General features: G+C 62.4%; 17 protein-coding genes and 1 tRNA gene. 10 read left to right on the forward strand and 8 right to left on the reverse strand.

The features are described 5' to 3' along the window. Nucleotides 1-56 precede the first annotated feature (56 nt). Entirely contained in the window at nucleotides 57-1,199 is a 1,143-nt protein-coding gene (locus NKI52_RS05205; RefSeq protein ID WP_352620611.1) for an alpha-hydroxy acid oxidase, read from the forward strand. A 46-nt stretch (nucleotides 1,200-1,245) separates the two neighbouring features. On the opposite strand, the gene NKI52_RS05210 is transcribed toward NKI52_RS05205, so the two are convergent. The 3 genes from NKI52_RS05210 to NKI52_RS05220 form a co-directional block, all read right to left on the reverse strand. After that, nucleotides 1,246-1,560, reverse strand: coding sequence for an antibiotic biosynthesis monooxygenase family protein (locus NKI52_RS05210; RefSeq protein WP_352697242.1), 315 nt, complete (start codon nucleotides 1,558-1,560; stop codon nucleotides 1,246-1,248). Between the two features lie 647 nt (nucleotides 1,561-2,207). After that, nucleotides 2,208-2,284, reverse strand: a tRNA-Arg gene (locus NKI52_RS05215). Nucleotides 2,285-2,609: 325 nt separating this feature from the next. Next, nucleotides 2,610-4,097, reverse strand: a complete 1,488-nt coding sequence (locus NKI52_RS05220; RefSeq protein WP_352568512.1) for an ATP-binding protein — start codon at nucleotides 4,095-4,097, stop codon at nucleotides 2,610-2,612. A gap of 334 nt (nucleotides 4,098-4,431) precedes the next feature. On the opposite strand from NKI52_RS05220, the gene rpmH reads away from it, so the two are divergent. The 5 genes from rpmH to yihA all read left to right on the forward strand — a co-directional run bounded on the left by rpmH (nucleotide 4,432) and on the right by yihA (nucleotide 8,207). Beyond that, nucleotides 4,432-4,566, forward strand: coding sequence for a 50S ribosomal protein L34 (gene rpmH / locus NKI52_RS05225; RefSeq protein ID WP_008833937.1), 135 nt, complete (start codon nucleotides 4,432-4,434; stop codon nucleotides 4,564-4,566). Nucleotides 4,567-4,589: 23 nt separating this feature from the next. After that, on the forward strand, nucleotides 4,590-4,943 hold the full coding sequence (gene rnpA / locus NKI52_RS05230; RefSeq protein ID WP_352539960.1) for a ribonuclease P protein component: 354 nt from the start codon (nucleotides 4,590-4,592) through the stop codon (nucleotides 4,941-4,943). Between the two features lie 13 nt (nucleotides 4,944-4,956). Beyond that, complete coding sequence (gene yidC / locus NKI52_RS05235; protein WP_352568513.1) at nucleotides 4,957-6,768, forward strand: membrane protein insertase YidC; 1,812 nt, start codon at nucleotides 4,957-4,959, stop codon at nucleotides 6,766-6,768. Nucleotides 6,769-6,912: 144 nt separating this feature from the next. Continuing rightward, nucleotides 6,913-7,551, forward strand: a complete 639-nt coding sequence (locus NKI52_RS05240; RefSeq protein WP_023677492.1) for a CatB-related O-acetyltransferase — start codon at nucleotides 6,913-6,915, stop codon at nucleotides 7,549-7,551. Continuing rightward, nucleotides 7,548-8,207, forward strand: a complete 660-nt coding sequence (yihA, locus tag NKI52_RS05245; RefSeq protein ID WP_031211985.1) for a ribosome biogenesis GTP-binding protein YihA/YsxC — start codon at nucleotides 7,548-7,550, stop codon at nucleotides 8,205-8,207. The genes NKI52_RS05240 and yihA overlap by 4 nt, the downstream gene beginning before the upstream one ends. Nucleotides 8,208-8,228: 21 nt before the next feature. On the opposite strand, the gene NKI52_RS05250 is transcribed toward yihA, so the two are convergent. Beyond that, entirely contained in the window at nucleotides 8,229-8,978 is a 750-nt protein-coding gene (locus NKI52_RS05250) for a TetR/AcrR family transcriptional regulator (RefSeq protein WP_352620607.1), read from the reverse strand. Nucleotides 8,979-9,122: 144 nt separating this feature from the next. Here NKI52_RS05250 and NKI52_RS05255 point away from each other — a divergent pair, with 144 nt between their 5' ends. Then, entirely contained in the window at nucleotides 9,123-10,301 is a 1,179-nt protein-coding gene (locus NKI52_RS05255; RefSeq protein WP_352697244.1) for an HlyD family secretion protein, read from the forward strand. Nucleotides 10,302-10,368: 67 nt separating this feature from the next. After that, the gene (locus tag NKI52_RS05260) at nucleotides 10,369-11,922 is read left to right on the forward strand and encodes a DHA2 family efflux MFS transporter permease subunit (protein WP_245274730.1); all 1,554 of its coding nucleotides are present in this window, start codon (nucleotides 10,369-10,371) and stop codon (nucleotides 11,920-11,922) included. 126 nt (nucleotides 11,923-12,048) lie between these two features. Here the strand turns inward: NKI52_RS05260 and msrB are convergent, their stop codons facing one another. The 4 genes from msrB to NKI52_RS05280 all read right to left on the reverse strand — a co-directional run bounded on the left by msrB (nucleotide 12,049) and on the right by NKI52_RS05280 (nucleotide 14,725). After that, nucleotides 12,049-12,549, reverse strand: coding sequence for a peptide-methionine (R)-S-oxide reductase MsrB (gene msrB, locus NKI52_RS05265; RefSeq protein ID WP_352588543.1), 501 nt, complete (start codon nucleotides 12,547-12,549; stop codon nucleotides 12,049-12,051). A gap of 174 nt (nucleotides 12,550-12,723) precedes the next feature. After that, nucleotides 12,724-13,281: a fasciclin domain-containing protein gene (locus NKI52_RS05270; RefSeq protein ID WP_352588546.1), complete on the reverse strand. Its 558-nt coding sequence runs from the start codon at nucleotides 13,279-13,281 to the stop codon at nucleotides 12,724-12,726. Nucleotides 13,282-13,484: 203 nt separating this feature from the next. Then, complete coding sequence (locus NKI52_RS05275; RefSeq protein WP_352472348.1) at nucleotides 13,485-14,189, reverse strand: anti-sigma factor; 705 nt, start codon at nucleotides 14,187-14,189, stop codon at nucleotides 13,485-13,487. Beyond that, the gene (locus NKI52_RS05280; RefSeq protein ID WP_023677484.1) at nucleotides 14,186-14,725 is read right to left on the reverse strand and encodes a sigma-70 family RNA polymerase sigma factor; all 540 of its coding nucleotides are present in this window, start codon (nucleotides 14,723-14,725) and stop codon (nucleotides 14,186-14,188) included. Before NKI52_RS05280 ends, NKI52_RS05275 begins: the two co-directional genes overlap by 4 nt. Nucleotides 14,726-14,851: 126 nt before the next feature. Between NKI52_RS05280 and NKI52_RS05285 the strand changes: the two genes are divergently transcribed. Then, nucleotides 14,852-16,348, forward strand: a complete 1,497-nt coding sequence (locus tag NKI52_RS05285) for an amidase (RefSeq protein WP_352588549.1) — start codon at nucleotides 14,852-14,854, stop codon at nucleotides 16,346-16,348. Nucleotides 16,349-16,444: 96 nt separating this feature from the next. After that, nucleotides 16,445-17,338 carry an acetylglutamate kinase gene (gene argB, locus NKI52_RS05290; RefSeq protein WP_023677482.1) on the forward strand — a complete coding sequence of 298 codons (894 nt, stop codon included), beginning with the start codon at nucleotides 16,445-16,447 and terminating at the stop codon, nucleotides 17,336-17,338. Nucleotides 17,339-17,351: the final 13 nt, after the last annotated feature.

Consider the following 17,351-nt stretch of genomic DNA (forward strand, 5'->3'; position numbering starts at 1 on the left):
GCGATCGACAATGGCACAGGCTTGACATCGGGCCCGGCATATACCCGATTGATTTCATGAGATTGCAAAGCTGCTACAATTTTCAGGACTTCCGCCGGCTGGCAAAACAGCGCCTGCCAGGTCCGATCTTCAATTATATCGATGGCGGCGCGGACGACGAGACGACGCTGCGGCGCAACACGGCGGCGTTTGAGGACTGCGATCTCGTCCCCAACGTCCTTGCCGGCGTCGGACAGGTCGACATGTCGGTCACCGTCATGGGCCAGAAGCTGGCGATGCCGGTCTATTGCTCGCCGACGGCTCTCCAGCGACTGTTTCACCATAGCGGCGAGCGCGCCGTCGCCGCGGCGGCGGAGAAGTTCGGCACGATGTTCGGCGTCTCTTCGCTCGGCACGGTCAGCCTGGAGGAAGTCCGCAAGCACAGGACGCCGCAGGTCTATCAGTTCTATTTCCACAGGGATCGCGGCCTGAACCGCGCCATGATGGAGCGCGCCAAGATGTCCGGCGTCGAGGTGATGATGCTGACGGTCGACAGCGTCACCGGCGGAAACCGCGAGCGTGACCTGCGGACCGGCTTTTCCATCCCCTTTCGGCTTACGCCCGGCGGCATGATGCAGTTCGCGATCAAGCCGAGATGGGCTATCGACTATTTGACGCACGAAAAGTTCAGCCTGCCCCAGTTGGACGGCCATATCGATCTCGGTGGCGGAGCGCTTTCCATCAGCCGCTATTTCACCGAGATCCTCGATCCATCGCTGGATTGGAAGGACGTCGAAGACATGGTCCGCTTCTGGAACGGCCAGTTTTGCCTGAAGGGGATCATGAGCGTCGCCGATGCCAGAAAGGCGGTCGACATCGGCTGCACCGGTATCGTTCTGTCAAATCATGGCGGCAGACAGCTGGACGGCTCGCGCAGCCCCTTCGACCAACTGTCGGAGATTGCCGACGCGGTGGGCGACAAGATAGACGTGATCATCGACAGCGGCGTCCAGCGCGGCACGCATGTGCTGAAGGCCCTGTCACTGGGCGCCAAGGCCGTCGGCGTCGGGCGCTACTATCTCTTCCCGCTGGCAGCCGCCGGACAGGCCGGCGTCGAACGGGCGCTCGGCCTGATGCGAACCGAGATCGAACGCGACATGCGGCTGATGGGATGCAGGTCGGTGGCAGAGCTTTCCAGGGGGAATGTGCGGTTTAGGTGATAGAGCCGGGAAGTGGCGCACGGCATAAGCTTTTCGAAGTGCGAAACTATACCGACCTGCCGCTGCTCCTGCCGTCCGTTTCGAAGACAGCCTCGCCGGAAACAGCATCCGTATATCCGCCCTCAAGCTGCTGCAACGTATGGCGGAACCGATCAAGATTGCCCAGCATTTTGTGCCTGGCATCGACCATGTGCTGAAAAGTGTCCCACTCTCCAATCGAGAAGAAGGCGCCATCTCCCGATTTGATGAGAGCCATTTTTCGCAATCCCTCGAAATTGCGCGGAGCGCTGCTGAACAGTTCGACGAATTCGTCTTCACTACCCGGCTTGACCCAGAAGCGGACGCTGTTGAATGCCGTCATGTACGTTCCCCCGTGAAAGAACTGAAAACCTCGAATATGCGAGGCCCTAACGCACCTCGAACCCTTCGAACAGGTGTACAGGAAAATCGGAAGGTTGGCTTCAGTCACCTCTGGCCGAAAGCCCCGTTTCTGGCGCTATTTTGCCAGGAAGAGGACGACGCTCGATCTCAATCGGTACGCCCTTCCGACCGGCAATGAAACGCGCTGTTAACGCCGTTCGCGGGTGACAGGATGTTGGCCGCAGTTCGAAGGTATAATCTGCGTCTCGCTGTCAGTTGCGGAGGCGAAAATGAATTTGCTTCGGATTGCGCTCTTGTGCACGGCCATGATCGACGTTGGAATGCCGGCCGTTCGCGCTGAGGATCGGCCTGTGCCGCAGAACAATAAAGCCGCAACAACGCAGCCGCCCGTTCATTGTGAAGGCCAAAATTGTCTCCCGCCGGCGAAAGATCCCGTGCAGGAATGCACTGGCCAGGATTGCACGCCAGGCCCGCCGACTGAACCGGGCCCGGAGATTAAGCAGGCCGACTGAGCAGCATTAGCTGACGATCCCCTTTTTGGCATGGATGGCGCTCAGCCCTCGCGACTTTCCGGCCACCGGTGGTAGATTCTGTTACTTATGTTCCCGGGGGTAGGCATGAGTTTATTGGCGCGCCCGAAGAGATTCGAACTCCTGACCCCCAGATTCGTAGTCTGGTGCTCTATCCAGCTGAGCTACGGGCGCGCAACAGGCCATGCTTTGCATAGCCCCGCGATCCGATCCTGGCGACCGGCCGCGAATGTGAGCTGTTCCCTAGCGACTGAATTTGCGAAAAGCAAGCCGATCCTGGCCAAAAGTTTTGCCGTCATGTTTTGCCGTCATGCGCCGGCCGACGAAGGCAAGATCGCGTCACGCGGCGGCCGAGCCGATAGGTCGTCGTCTTGGATCAGTCATTTGCCAATCGGAACGGCCCGTAACGAAAGACGCCGTTGCACGGCGGCCGAGCCGATGGCTCGTAGCCTCGGACCAACCATTTGCGAATTGAAACGGTCCGTAACGAAACGGTTCGTTACGCCGGGCGGCGCAGTCCGTTGCGGGCCTGGTCGAGCCGGACCGGCTGGTCGGGAATGGTGACCGCGAATGTGGTGCGGCCGCCGATGCTTTCGACCAGCTCCACCGTGCCGCCATGGGCGCGGATCAATTCATGGGCGATCGCCAGGCCAAGGCCGGTGCCGCCGCTGCGGGCCGAGCCGCGGAATGCCGCGAACAGGTTTTCTCGCGCCTTTGGCGGCAGGCCGGGGCCGGTGTCGGTGACGACGATGCGGCTGACGCTGCCGATGCGCTCGGCCGATATGGTCAGGCGGCGCACCACGGCGCTCTCGGTGTCGGCCGCCATCGCCTGCACGGCGTTGCGGCTAAGATTGGTGAGCACGCGGAACAGCTGGTCGGAATCGGCGTCGACCTCGAGCACCGGATCGACGGCGTTGACGAATTCGATGCCGCATTCGATGTCGAGCAGGCCCTGGACGTCCTCGACCAGCTGGCGCAGCCGCAGCCTGCGGCGCGACGGCGGCGGCTCCTGGGTGCGGCCATAGGCCAGCACGCCCTCCGAGTAGGACACCGCACGGTCGAGCGCGCGCAGCAGTTTTGGTGCGAAGGCCTGCACGGTCGGGTCCTTGACCTGGCGCAGGCGGTCCGACATCAGTTGCGCCGAGGCGAGGATGTTGCGCATGTCGTGGTTGATCTTCGACACGGCCAGGCCGAGATCGGCCAGGTGCTTCTGCTCGGTCAGCATCTTCTGCAGCCGCTCCTGCATCTGCGACAGCTCGCGTTCGGCGACGCCGATCTCGTCGGCCCGGGCGGCGGGGTGAATGATGCGACCGGGATCGTCGGGCGCCTCGGAAAAGGACAGCATCGAGCGTGTCATCGTCCTGATCGGGCCGATCATGATCAGGTCTATCGCGGCGTAGACCAGCATGGCGGTGAACAGCGAGATCAGCAGCGAGACGAAGGCGACGTTGCGCGAATAGATCAGCATGGCATTGCGCAGGCGGTGGTCGGGCATGATCAGCTCGAATTCTTTGTCGCTGTCGCCGACCGGCCCGAAAACGCGCAGCATCCGCTTGCCGCCGAAAAACAGCGTGTCCAGCGCGCCGGTCATACCCTTGATCATGCCGACATTGGCGATATCGATATGCTCGTCGACCTGCGGCGGCATTTCGGCCACGACCAGAAGCCGCGAGACGCCGCCGTCGCGCACGGCGATCGCCTTGGCGCCGATCGCCATCAGTACGTCGTTCTGGGCGGCACGCGACAGCGAGGCAGGTTCGCCCTGCACCAGGACGATGGAAACCGCGGCGGCGGTGCTCAGCCTCTCCTTCAGCCAACTCAGCCTGTAGCTGGCGATCCAGGGCACGAAGATGAGGATTTCGGCCAAGAGCACGAAGACGATGGTGAGCAGCAGCAACTTGGTCGACAGGCCGCGCGCCAGCGGCACCCTGCGGGTGGCCGCCTTCGCCTGGGCGATGCGTTCGTCGGTTGCTGGGACTTCACTCATGCTCGTCGTCACGGCTGCCTGTCATCACGGCTGCTTGTCTTAGGGACTGCTCGTCTTCACGATCGCTTGATCGGGTGAGATTAGGCGATTGCGGCTTTTTTGCCAAATTCATCCTTGGCCGAAGCCGGACAAAGGGCCGCAAGACTTCGATGCCGGTCCGACAATGCCGGCCCGACACGCTGGATTGACTTCCAAAACCCTTCTTTCTATAAGCCCGCTCACGCTCGGGCCATTCGTCCCGGCGCGGTTTCGATCGCGCCAAAACCGGCCCGGCAAAGCTCCTGTTACAAAGTGACAGAATCAAGAAGGGCCGCACCCCGCGGTATTTAAACAAATGAAGCGTACTTACCAGCCGTCCAAACTCGTCCGCAAACGCAGGCACGGTTTCCGTGCCCGCATGGCCACCAAGGGTGGCCGCGGCGTCGTCGCAGCCCGCCGCAACCGCGGCCGCAAGCGTCTCAGCGCCTGAGCACCAAGCGAGAGACAAGATCGTTGCCCGCAACCGGCAAGCCAACGGGTGCCCATCCCAAGCGGCTTCTGAAGCGCGCGGAATTCCTGGCTGTCCGCCGCGGCGAAAAGCGCCGCGGGCGGCTTTTCCTCGTCGAGGTCCTGGGCCGCGGCGACAGCGAGGCGCCGCGCGTCGGCTACACCGTCACCAGGAAGGTCGGCAACGCCGTCGTTCGCAACCGCATCCGGCGGCGGCTGAGAGAGGCCGTGCGCACGCATGCCGCGGATGACATGGCGCCCGGCAATGATTATGTCATCGTCGGGCGCGAAGACGTGCTTACCACTCCGTTCGGCCAGTTGAAGGCCGAACTCTCCCGCAGATTGCGTGGAACACGATAGGCCAAGGGCTTCGATGGAAAACAACCGCAACTTCTTCATCACCATCGCACTGTCGGTGCTGATCCTGGCGCTTTGGCAATATTTCTATGTGATGCCGCGCAGCGAGATGCAGCGCGAAGCCGCCCGCATCGAAGAGCAGCGCGTGGCGGAGCAGAAGAAGGCTGCCCAAGGCACCAGCCCGGGCGCCAGCGAAACACCGGTGCAGCCGGGCGCCATTCCGAGCGCGCCTGGCGGCGACGCCGTGACGCCGGCCAGCCGCGACCAGGCGATTGCCTCGACCAGCCGCGTCAAGATCGACACGCCGAGCCTCGAAGGCTCGATCAACCTCACCGGCGCGCGTCTCGATGATCTCAAGCTCAAGCACTACACGGAGACGGTCGACAAAAACTCACCCAAGATCGCGCTGCTCAATCCTGAGTCGCTGCCGAACGGATATTTCGCCGAGATCGGCTTTGTTGGCGAAGACAAGGTGGGAACGCTGCCGGGACCGAAGACCGTTTGGAACGTCGACGGCAATCCGACGCTAACGCCGGCTACACCAGTGACGCTCACCTTCACCAACGACAAGGGCCTGACTTTCAAACGCTCATTCTCGGTCGACAACGACTACATGTTCACCGTTTCCGACACCGTGCAGAATTCCGGTAGCAGCCCTGTCTCGCTGTTCAATTACGGCCGCATCACCCGCTTCGACAAGCCGGCGGTCGCCAGCATCTATGTGTTGCACGAAGGCCTGATCGGCGTCACCGGCAGCGAAGGCCTGCAGGAACACAAATACGCCGATCTCGAGAAAAACAAGCAGTACACACCGAGCAAGTCCAAGGACGGTTGGCTGGGCATCACCGACAAATACTGGGCGGCGACGCTGGTGCCGACAGAGGCGCAGGAGTTTCAGCCAAACTTCGCTTATTACGAGGACGGCCGTCATCGCTATCAAGCCGACTTCCGCACGGACGCGATTGCGCTGCAGCCCGGCGAATCCAAGACCATTGAATCGGAGATCTTTGCCGGCGCAAAGGAAGTCAACAAGATCAATGCTTACGAGAAAGATCGCAAGATAAGGCTTTTCGAAAAGCTGATCGATTGGGGCTGGTTCTGGTTCATAACTCAGCCGATGTTCTCGCTGATCGACACGCTTTACAAATTCTTCGGCAATTTCGGTCTGGCGATCCTCGCCACCACCGTCATTGTCAAGGCGCTGTTCTTCCCGCTCGCCAACAAGTCCTATGCGTCGATGGCGAACATGAAGAAGGTGCAGCCCAAGATGCTCGAGATCCGCGAGAAATACGCGGACGACAAGATGAAGCAGCAGCAGGCGATGATGGAGCTGTACAAGACCGAAAAGATCAATCCGCTCGCCGGCTGCTGGCCGGTGGCATTGCAGATCCCGGTGTTCTTCTCGCTCTACAAGGTGCTCTACATCACCATCGAGATGCGGCACGCGCCGTTCTTCGGCTGGATCCAGGATCTGGCGGCGCCGGACCCGACGTCGATCTTCAACCTGTTCGGACTGATCCCCGTTACCTTGCCGCACATGCTGATGATCGGCGTCTGGCCGCTGATCATGGGTGTGACGATGTTCCTGCAGATGCGCATGAACCCGACGCCGCCGGACCCGACGCAGGCTGCGATCTTCACCTGGATGCCCGTGATCTTCACCTTCATGATGGCGGGTTTTCCGGCCGGCCTGGTCATCTACTGGGCCTGGAACAACACACTGTCGATCCTGCAGCAGGGTGTGATCATGAAGCGGCAAGGCGCCAAGATCGAATTGTGGGACAATCTGGTCGCGCTGTTCCGCAAGAAACCGTCGCCGGCGGAATAGCCGGCACTCCGACTATGCGAGACCAAAAAGCCCCGGTTCGTCCGGGGCTTTTTGCACAAGCTGCCCGCCTGGATTAAGCGATTGGTACTGCCGGACGGATCGCGCTATTTTGACCTGGCTGGCAGTTGCTCGACGGAGCTCGATATGACCGGACCCAATCCATCGATCAAGCATCCGATCCCGTTGCACACGCGCGTCGGCTTTCTGAAACCGCTGGTGACGGCGCCGAATATCGAGATTGGCGACTTTACCTATTATGACGACCCTGACGGACCCGACAAATTCGCCGAAAAATGCGTGCTGCATCATTATCCGTTCATCGGCGACAGGCTGATCATCGGCAAGTTCTGCGCCATTGCCGAGGGTGCGCGCTTCATCATGAACGGCGCCAATCACGCCATGTCCGGCTTTTCGACCTATCCGTTCAACATCTTCGGCCATGGCTGGGAAGAAGGTTTCGACCCGGCGACATGGTCGAAGGAGGTGCGCGGCGATACAATCGTCGGCAACGACGTCTGGATCGGCATGGAAGCGGTTATGCTGCCCGGCGTGAAGATCGGCGACGGCGCCATCGTCGCGGCAAAGTCGGTGGTGACGCACGATGTGCCGGCCTATGCGATCGTCGCTGGTAATCCGGCCAAGGTGGTGAAGATGCGCTTCGACGACAGGACCATCCGGCGGCTGCTGGCGCTGGCGTGGTGGCACTGGCCGGTGGAAAAGATCAGCCGCAATCTCGATGCCATTCGTGGCAGCAACATTTTTCTTCTGGAGGCAGCGGTTTGAACGCGTTGAACAAGACCACGATCGGCATCGAATTGTTCACGCGAGCCTGGATCTTCATCCGCGGCGTGCCGGCGATGAAATTCCTGCCGCCGGAGGGTCCACCCGAGATCGCCTTTGCCGGCCGCTCCAATGTCGGCAAATCGTCGCTGATCAACGCGCTGGTCAACCAAAAGGGGCTGGCGCGCACCTCCAACACGCCGGGCCGCACGCAAGAGCTCAACTATTTCGTGCCTGGCGGATTTTCGGGAGAAGGCGCCGATCTGCCGCCGATGGCGCTGGTCGACATGCCAGGCTATGGCTACGCCACGGCACCGAAGGAAAAGGTCGACGAGTGGACGAAGCTCGTGTTCGACTATCTCAAGGGCCGGGTGACGCTGAAGCGCGTCTACGTGCTGATCGATGCCCGCCATGGCATCAAGGCCAAGGACGACGAGGTGCTGTCGCTGCTCGACAAGGCGGCGGTGTCGTATCAGATCGTGCTGACCAAGACCGACAAGATCAAGGCGGCGGGGGTACCGCGGCTGATCGAGGAAACGCTCCAGAAGATCAAGAAACGCCCGGCGGCATTTCCCTTCGTGCTCGCCACGTCGTCGGAAAAGAGCGAGGGCCTCGAGGGATTGCGTGCGGCGATCGTGCTCGCCGCCAATGGCGGATAGGCCACCGACCCTGGCAGCCTGTCAGGCGGGGCTGGAGACCCGTTCCTGCTCTGCAAGCTGTTCGGTGCCGTAGGCCTTCAGGAACACATCGACGCCCGACCTGACGATGTGTTCGATCTCGGCCGCACTTGGCGCCTTGGTGCGATAGGCGAAAATGCACTGGCGGAAAAGACCGGCCAGGCACAGCTCGGTGAACTGATAGGCGGCAAGCTCGACGTCGTCGATCTTCAGCAGGCCGCGTTCGATAGCCATGTTGAGGAAAACGACGACCCTGTCATGGCCACGCTTCGGGCCGCGTTCGTAGAACCGGGCACCAAGCTCCGGGATGCGTTCCGACGCGCCGATCACCGTCCGCTGCGCTAGGATGACCCTCGCCGAAGTGATCTTCATGGACAGCACGATGCCGAACTTCACCAGCGTCTGGCGAAGGTCGCCAATCTGGTCGAGCACTTCGTACATGTTCTTGAAAATCGTGCCGCGCTCTTCCTCGATCAGCGCTTCGAACAGCTCTTCCTTGTTGGCGAAGTAGACATAGATGGTGCCCTTGGACACGCCGGCCTCGCGCGTAATGTCGTTCATCGACGCGGCTTCGAAGCCCTTGTCGATGAAGACACGGCGCGCACCGTCGATGATCTGGCTGCGCTTAACCGGGTCTTGCCCCGCGGCCGGGCGGCCGCGCGGCAGACTGTCCAGCAGATCGCACTGCTCCTTGCCGGCGCTGGACAATGGGCCTGAATCAGGCAAAGGAGCGGCCTTGGGGGCTTCGGCCATAATGTCACACCTCGTAAAATAATTCGAACCATCCGGTTCGATTGCTCTTGATATGGTCCTCTTTAAGCGCTAAGTCAACGTCGAGATCGAACCGAACGGTTCAGTCTGACAAAATTCAGCGCCAGTTAATTTTAGAGAGATATCATGTCCTCGAACGCGCCCACCAGTGCCGAAGTCCGCCCCTTCCCCAGTGCCAAGGTCCAGCCTGCGATCGAAGCGCCGGAAACCCCTCTCAAGCCCGCCGACGTCACCCCGCTGGCTCCCGCCAAGAAGAAGCGCTCGATGCGCTCGATGTTGCTGCCCATCATCGGCCTGGCCCTGCTGGGCGCCGGCGCCTGGTATGGCTATGATTACTGGACCGACGGGCGCTTCATGATCACGACCGACGACGCCTATGTCCAGGCCGACACGGCGTTCATCTCGCCAAAAATCTCGGGTTATGTCGATCAGGTCAAAGTGACCGAGGACCAGCAGGTGAAGGCCGGCGACCCGCTGCTGATCGTCGATGACGGCGACTACAAGATAGCCGTTGCCCAGGCCGAGGCGCAGATCGCCACGTTGAGCAAGACGCTCGACCGCATCGATGCCCAGACCGAGGCGGCGCGCGCCTCGCTCAAGCAGGCGCAGGCGCAGAAGACCGCCGACCAGGCCGCGGCCGATAATGCGAAGCGAGCTCAGGTTCGTGCCGCCCAGTTGCTCAAGACCCGCGTCGCTACCCAGGCCCAGTTGGACGATGCCCAGACGGCGGTCGAGCAAGCCAATGCCGCACTAGCCGGCGCCGACGCGCAGATCGCGGCGGCTCAGGCCAATATCGGCGTGCTTCAGGCGCAGCGGGCGGAATCGGCAAGCACGCTGGCCTCGCTGCAGCTTGCCCACGACAAGGCGGTGCGGGATCTGTCCTTCACCGTGCTGCGCGCACCCTATGACGGCGTGGTCGGCAACCGCTCGGTCGAGCAGGGCGACCTGATCAGCCCCGGACAGAAGCTCGCCGTCATCGTGCCAATGGACAAGCTCTACATCGTCGCCAACTTCAAGGAGACCCAGCTTGCCCGGCTGGTGCCTGGTGAAAAGGTCAGAGTGTCGGTCGACGCGATCGACGGTCAGGACATCGAGGGTACCGTGTCGTCGCTGGCCCCGGCTTCGGGAGCAGTGTTCTCGCTGCTGCCGCCGGAGAACGCCACAGGCAATTTCACCAAGGTGGTGCAGCGCGTTCCGGTTCGCATCGACGTGCCCGCGGATGTGCTGAAGACGGGCAAGCTGCGCGCCGGCCTGAGCGTCGTCGTCGCCGTCGACAGCCGCACGGCGCCTTCGGCATCGAAGTAAAGCGGAACCGGGAGCAAAGGTCATGGCGACCGCAACCCTAACTGCAGGATCGGCGCCGACGCCAGCCATGCCGGTGCCGGTTGACCACATCTCGACACGCCGCGTCATCGCCTTCCTGGCAATGGTGTTCGGCATGTTCATGGCCATCCTGGACATCCAGATCGTCTCGGCCTCGCTGGCCGAGATCCAGGCGGGCCTGAGCGCCAGTTCGGACGAGATTCCTTGGGTGCAGACGGCGTATCTGATTGCCGAGGTGGTGATGATCCCGCTGTCGGGCTTCCTCAGCCGGATGCTGTCGACGCGGGTGCTGTTCACAATCTCGGCGGCAGGTTTCACCGCGGCCAGCGCGCTGGCGGCGACCGCAACCAATATCGACCAGATGATCGTCTACCGCGCCGTGCAGGGCTTCATCGGCGGCGGCATGATCCCGAGCGTCTTTGCAGCCGCCTTCACCATCTTCCCGCCGTCGCGTCGCGCCATCGTCTCGCCGATGATCGGCCTGGTAGCGACGCTGGCGCCAACCATCGGCCCGACCGTCGGCGGCTATATCAGCCATGCCATGTCCTGGCACTGGCTGTTCCTGGTCAACGTCGTGCCCGGCATTCTGGTGACGACGGCCGCCTGGTCGCTGATCGACTTCGACAAACCCAATCTCAAGCTGTTCAGCAAGTTCGACTGGTGGGGGCTTGCCGGCATGGCCGCCTTCCTCGGCTGCATGGAATATGTGCTGGAGGAAGGTCCCAACAACGACTGGCTGCAGGATCAGGCGGTGTTCATCTGCGCCGTCATCATGACCTTCGGCGCGGTGCTGTTCTTCTGGCGCGTGTTCACCGCCGAGGAGCCGATTGTCGATCTGAGGGCTTTCAGCAATATCAATTTTGCCTTCGGCTCGCTGTTCTCCTTCGTCGTCGGCATCGGCCTCTACGGTCTGACCTATCTTTATCCGGTGTTCCTGGGGCGGATCCGCGGCTACGATTCGATGATGATCGGCGAGGCGCTGTTCGTCAGCGGCCTAGCCATGTTCTTCACTGCGCCGATCTCCGGCATCCTGTCGAACAAGATGGACCCGCGCATCATGATGATGATCGGCTTCTTCGGCTTCGCCACGGGGACCTGGTGGATGACGCATCTAACCGCCGACTGGGATTTCTATGAACTGCTGATCCCGCAGATCCTGCGCGGCTGCTCGATGATGCTTTGCATGGTGCCGATCAACAACATTGCGCTCGGAACCTTGCCGCCGGAGCGGCTGAAGAATGCGTCTGGCCTGTTCAACCTGACCCGCAATCTCGGCGGCGCCGTCGGCCTGGCAGTCATCAACACCGTGCTGATCGACCGCAATGCCTTCCACTACGCCAGGCTCTCCGAGCACGTGCAATGGGGAAGTGCCGCTGCGCAGCAGAAGCTGCAGAACATGACGCTCAACTTCGAGCAGACCGCCGGGCTCGACGCCTCCAAGGCGGCCATCTCCAAACTGTCAGGCATGGTCCAGCAGCAGGCGTCGCTGCTGTCGTTCATGGACGTATTCTTCATGCTGACGGTTTTGTTCGCGACGCTTGGGCTCTTCACCCTGGTGATCCGCAAGCCAGCCGCTCAGGGCGGCGGTGGCGGAGGCCATTGAGGCGCGCTGGATCCCCCGCCTGGCGCCCTCGCGCATGACCCCGAAATGCGATTTTCGGGGTCATGCGCAAAATCAACCATTACGAAGTCCTCTCGCGCTCCGACAAAGTCAGGGTCGCAGCCGTCCTCACGCCGTCGCCGGCTTGAAGGTCAAGGCAACGCCATTGATGCAGTGTCGCAACCCGGTCGGCGGCGGACCGTCGTCGAATACGTGGCCGAGATGGCCGCCGCAGCGGCGACAATGGACCTCCGTGCGGGTCATGCCCAAAGACCTGTCCACGGTCTTGCCGACGGAATTCGGGATTTCCTGCCAGAAGCTCGGCCAGCCTGTGCCGGAATCGAACTTGGTCTCTGACGAATAGACCGGCAGGCCGCAGCCGGCGCAAGCGAAGATGCCTTTGCGGTGCTCGTTGAGCAGCGGACTGGTGCCCGGGTATTCCGTGCCCTCCTTGCGCAGCACATTGAAGGCCGCGTCGGACAGGATGGCGCGCCACTCGGCTTCGGTCTTGGTAACCTCGAAAGTCTCAGCCGCGCCTGCATCCTGGGCTCCGCCCATGCGCAGCGCGGTGGCGCCTGCGACAACGCCAATGGCTGCCGCACCACTCAAAAGAAGCTCGCGACGGTTCATGGCCATTCCTCCTGTCATTGCTTGTGCCAAATTCGACCGCCACACGGAAATCAAAAGCCGGTGACGATCGCTGTCCTCAAAGCGGGACTCCGCGCCTATCCACATCTTGCGTGAACGGCGCGGAGTGTGCGCAGGGAGGCCCTTAGCGATATCTTCGCCGGCAGCGTGCGTTTGTTACATCTTCGGCAGGAGAACCTTGTCGACGACGTGGATGACGCCGTTGGACTGCTCGACATCGGCGATCGTCACATTGGCGACGTTGCCGTTCTCGTCGGTCACGGTGACCTTGCCGCCGTCGGCCTTGAGCGACAGTTCGCAACCACCGACCGTCTTGACCTTGTGGGTGCCGCCGTCGTTCTTCACCATCTTGGCCACGTCGGCGGCCATCGCTTTGGCGCCGATGACATGGCAAGTCAGGATCTTGACGAGCTTGTCCTTGTTTTCAGGCCTGAGCAGCGTCTCCACCGTGCCGGCTGGAAGTGCCGCAAAGGCCTCGTTGGTCGGCGCGAACACAGTGAAGGGGCCAGCGCTTTGCAGCGTATCGACCAGGCCGCCTGCCTTGACGGCAGCGACCAGCGTCGTGTGGTCCTTCGAGTTGACAGCATTTTCGACGATGTTTTTCTGGGCATACATGGCGGCGCCGCCGACCATCGGATTTTGAGCATAGGCAATGGTGGCGAGCGCGGAAATGGCGACCGTGCCGGCAAGCAAAATGGTGGCGAATTTACGCATGATTTCAATCTCCTCGGGTTATCGTTCCCCTCATTTGGGAACGCAAGGAGATACGCGATAGAAATGCTGGAGTTTCGCCCTCTCCGCAAAAAATATTTGTCGCTGCAATTTGCCCGGCGCGGATCGACAGCCGCCAACAAGCTTTGCATGCGTTTAAATCGCGGGAGATAGATTTCAGGTCTGCTTCCGGAGATGAGAAGCGGTCAGATGCTCTTCAGATCGCCCGCTGCGACCACCGGTCCAGTCGGCTGGCCGGTCGGTGAACCGCCGGCAGGCTCAACGCTGACCGCAAGCACGGCGCCTTGCGCCAATTTCTCCTGGACGGCGGGCGGGATGGCCAAATGCGCGGTCGCACCGGCCGGGATGACGCCCATCGACACCGGCGCCTTCTTGCCTTCGATCATCCACAGCTCGAAGTCCTTGCCGGCGGCCCGCTCGCCGGAAACGTGGGAAAGACCGACCTCGTGACGGGCGGCATCGTAGACGACGAGATATTTGACGTCGCTGCCTTCGGCCGCCAGCGAGGCGACAAGCCGCGCCTGCGGCGGTTCGGTGGACGGGCGGAAGTAAGGCACGGCGATGTAGATCGCCAGCGCCGCAATGGCGGCGGCGGCAAGACCGCGCCAGAAGCCAAGGCTCGACCACAGGCCGGCGCGCGGCTCTGCAGCGAACAGCCGGCGGTCCAATGCTTCCTTGACCCTGATCGGAGGCTCTGTCTCCGGATAGGCGGCGGCCATCGGCGAAAGATGCGCCTCCCAGGCATCGACAAGGCGCGCGAAGGCGGCGTCCGCATCGATGCGGCGCGACGCGATCTCGCGTTCATCGGCGGCCAGAACGCCAAGAACGTATTCGGCGGCGAACAGGTCGTCGCCCCCACGTTCCGGTCCATTGTCGTCAGCCAGCGTCATCTTTCCAGGCATTCTCTCAGTTTCAACAGGCTGCGCCGCAGCCAGGTCCGCATCGTGTTCAGCGGTACGCCATAGCGCTCCGCCAGTTCGGCATAGCTTTTGCCATCCAGATAGGCGCCCCGGACGGCCGCCGCCCGGTCCTTCTCCAATTCCTTGAGACAATGGTAAATGCGTTCGGACTCACCGCCCGCCACGGCCATGGCCTCCGGCCCCGGCGCCGGATCGGCCACGTCGAGCGCGGCATCGATATAGGCGGCAGGCTCTCGCCGCGCCCTGATCCGATCGATCGCATGATTGCGCGCAATGGCCACCAGCCAGGAGATCGGGCTCAGATCCGAAACGGCGAAACGGTCCGCCTTCGTCCATATCTTGACGAAGACCTCTTGAAGCGCCTCTTCTGCATCTCCCCGATCCTTCAATACACGAAGGCAGACGCCGAAAAGTTTCGCGCTGGTCTGCCGGTAGAGCAGATCGAACGCAGCCCGGTCCTTCATCGAAGTCCGGACAATCAGGTTGCTGATGTCCTGCGGCGTCATCCGCCGCCAAATTAGGCGATTGCAATGTATTTGCAACGACTGAAATGGTCTTGCGCACCGGCAGCGCCAGCGTCGATTGCCAATGAAATCGCCGCCCGCTAGCTTGCAATGAGCGGGAGGGCGACCATGTCGATCGAGCGGGTTCTGTGGGAGCATGACGCAACCGGCCAGGTCGCACTCGTGCACAAGGGAGAGATTACACCGCAAGATCTCGTCGATGCGGCGATCGCCCGGGCCGAGGCCACCCACCCGGAGATCAACGCCATCGCCGAACCGCTCTATGAGGCGGCGCGGGCGCGGGCGAAAACCGTCGACCGCAAGCTGCCGTTTGCCGGAGTGCCCTTTGCGCTGAAGGATCTTGGCATCGCTATGAAGGGCGTGCCGACGCATGGCGGCAGCCGCATCCCGGCCTTCACCCCCGATTTCAGCTCGGTGATGACGGAGCGCTATCTGGCCGCCGGCCTGATTCCGATCGCCACCAGCACCGCACCCGAACACGGGCTGAGGCTGGTGACCGAGTCGGTGGCTTACGGCGTCACCCGCAATCCATGGAACACCGCGCACACGACCGGCGGTTCCTCGGGCGGTGCGGCTGCGCTGGTCGCGGCCGGCGTCGTGCCGGTGGCACATGCCTCGGATGGCGGCGGCTCGATCAGGGTGCCTGCGGCTTGTACCGGGCTGATCGGGCTGAAAACCTCGCGAGGCCGCGTACCCTTGACGCCGCTCGTCACCGAAAGCTGGTACGGCTTCGTCGTCGACCATGCGTTGGCCCGCTCGGTGCGCGATACGGCCCTGCTGCTCGACCTGACCCACGGGCCTGACCCGCTGTCGCCCTACGCGGCACCCTCGCCGAACGGCAGTTTCACTGCGGCGGCTGGGCGCGATCCGGGCAAGCTCAAGCTCGCCTTCTATCGAAAATCGCCGCTCGGTCTGCCGATATCGGAAGAGACGTTGAAAGCTCTGGATGCGGCGATCGGGCTGGCGCGCGAAGGCGGACACAGCGTCGAGGAGATCGACCTGCCCTATATCGATCGCGATTTCATCGCCGATTTCGCCAGAACCGTCGCTGCGGCGGTGGCCGGCACGATGCGTGGCGAGGCCTTGCGCGTCGGCCGCTCCATCTCAGGCGACATCGAACGCGCCACGCGCGTGATGAGCCGGTTCGGTGAAATTCTCTCGGCCGGCGAAATCTATGCCGGCCTGCAGCGGCTGCACGCCACTTCGCGCCGGCTTATCGCCGAAACCGCGCACTATGATGCTGTGCTGATGCCAGTTATCGCGCACCCGCCGGTCGCCTGCGGCACCATGGACCCGAAAGGCGCCGACGAATTCATCGAGAATGTCCTGGACAGACTGCGCCTCGCCGGCCTGCTGAAGTTCAAGCCGCTATTCGGCCAGCTGATGGACAAGAGCCTGTGGTTCACCCACTGGCCGGCGATCCAGAACGTCAGCGGGCAACCGTCGATCACGCTTCCGGTTTACGTCACCGATGCCGGCCTGCCGCTCGGCGTCCAGGCCGCCGGCCGCCCCGGCGACGAGGAAACGCTTTTGTCGTTCGCTGCGCAGATGGAAAGGATCTCGGGCTGGCTGGGCCGACGGGCGCCGCTCCAGCGGCCGGCATAGGCGGTGATTTGATCGATCGTGACAGCAAAGCCGTTTGCCCCCTCGTCCAATTCCCGCTAAGACGCCGCCGTTCATGCCAAGCTGGGAACCACGCCGATGACGGATGTCGCCGCCACCGCCGAAATGCAGGCCGCGCTGCTTTCAAGGGCGCTGCCCTATATGCAGCGCTACGAGAACAAGACGGTCGTGGTGAAATATGGCGGCCACGCGATGGGCGACATCGCGCTCGGCAAGGCTTTCGCCCGCGACATCGCACTTTTGAAACAATCCGGCGTCAACCCGATCGTCGTGCATGGCGGCGGGCCGCAGATCGGCGCCATGCTCAGCAAGATGGGCATCGAATCCAAATTCGAGGGCGGCTTGCGCGTCACCGACCAGAAGACCGTCGAGATTGTCGAGATGGTGCTGGCCGGGTCGATCAACAAGGAGATCGTCGCGCTGATCAATGCCGAGGGCGAGTGGGCGATCGGCCTGTGCGGCAAGGACGGCAACATGGTGTTTGCCGAAAAGGCGCGCAAGACCATGATCGATCCGGATTCCAACATCGAGCGGGTGCTCGACCTGGGCTTCGTTGGTGAGCCTGTCGAGGTCGACCGCACATTGCTCGACCTCCTGGCGCGGTCCGAAATGATCCCGGTGCTGGCGCCGGTGGCGCCCGGCCGCGACGGCCATACCTACAACATCAACGCCGACACTTTTGCCGGCGCCATCGCCGGCGCCTGCCAGGCGACGCGCCTGCTGTTCCTTACCGACGTGCCCGGCGTGCTCGACAAGGACAAGAAGCTGATCGACGAGTTGACCGTGGCCGAGGCCAAGGCCCTGATCAAGGACGGCACTGTCTCGGGCGGCATGATCCCCAAAGTCGAGACCTGCATCGAGGCAATCGAGCGCGGCGTCGCAGGCGTCGTCATCCTCAACGGCAAGACGCCGCATGCGGTGCTGCTCGAGCTGTTCACCGAACACGGCGCCGGCACGCTGATCGTGCCGTGAGGCCGGGTGTCTG

Origin of the sequence: Mesorhizobium sp. M0590, from assembly GCF_040320905.1 — a bacterium.
Taxonomy (GTDB): domain Bacteria; phylum Pseudomonadota; class Alphaproteobacteria; order Rhizobiales; family Rhizobiaceae; genus Mesorhizobium.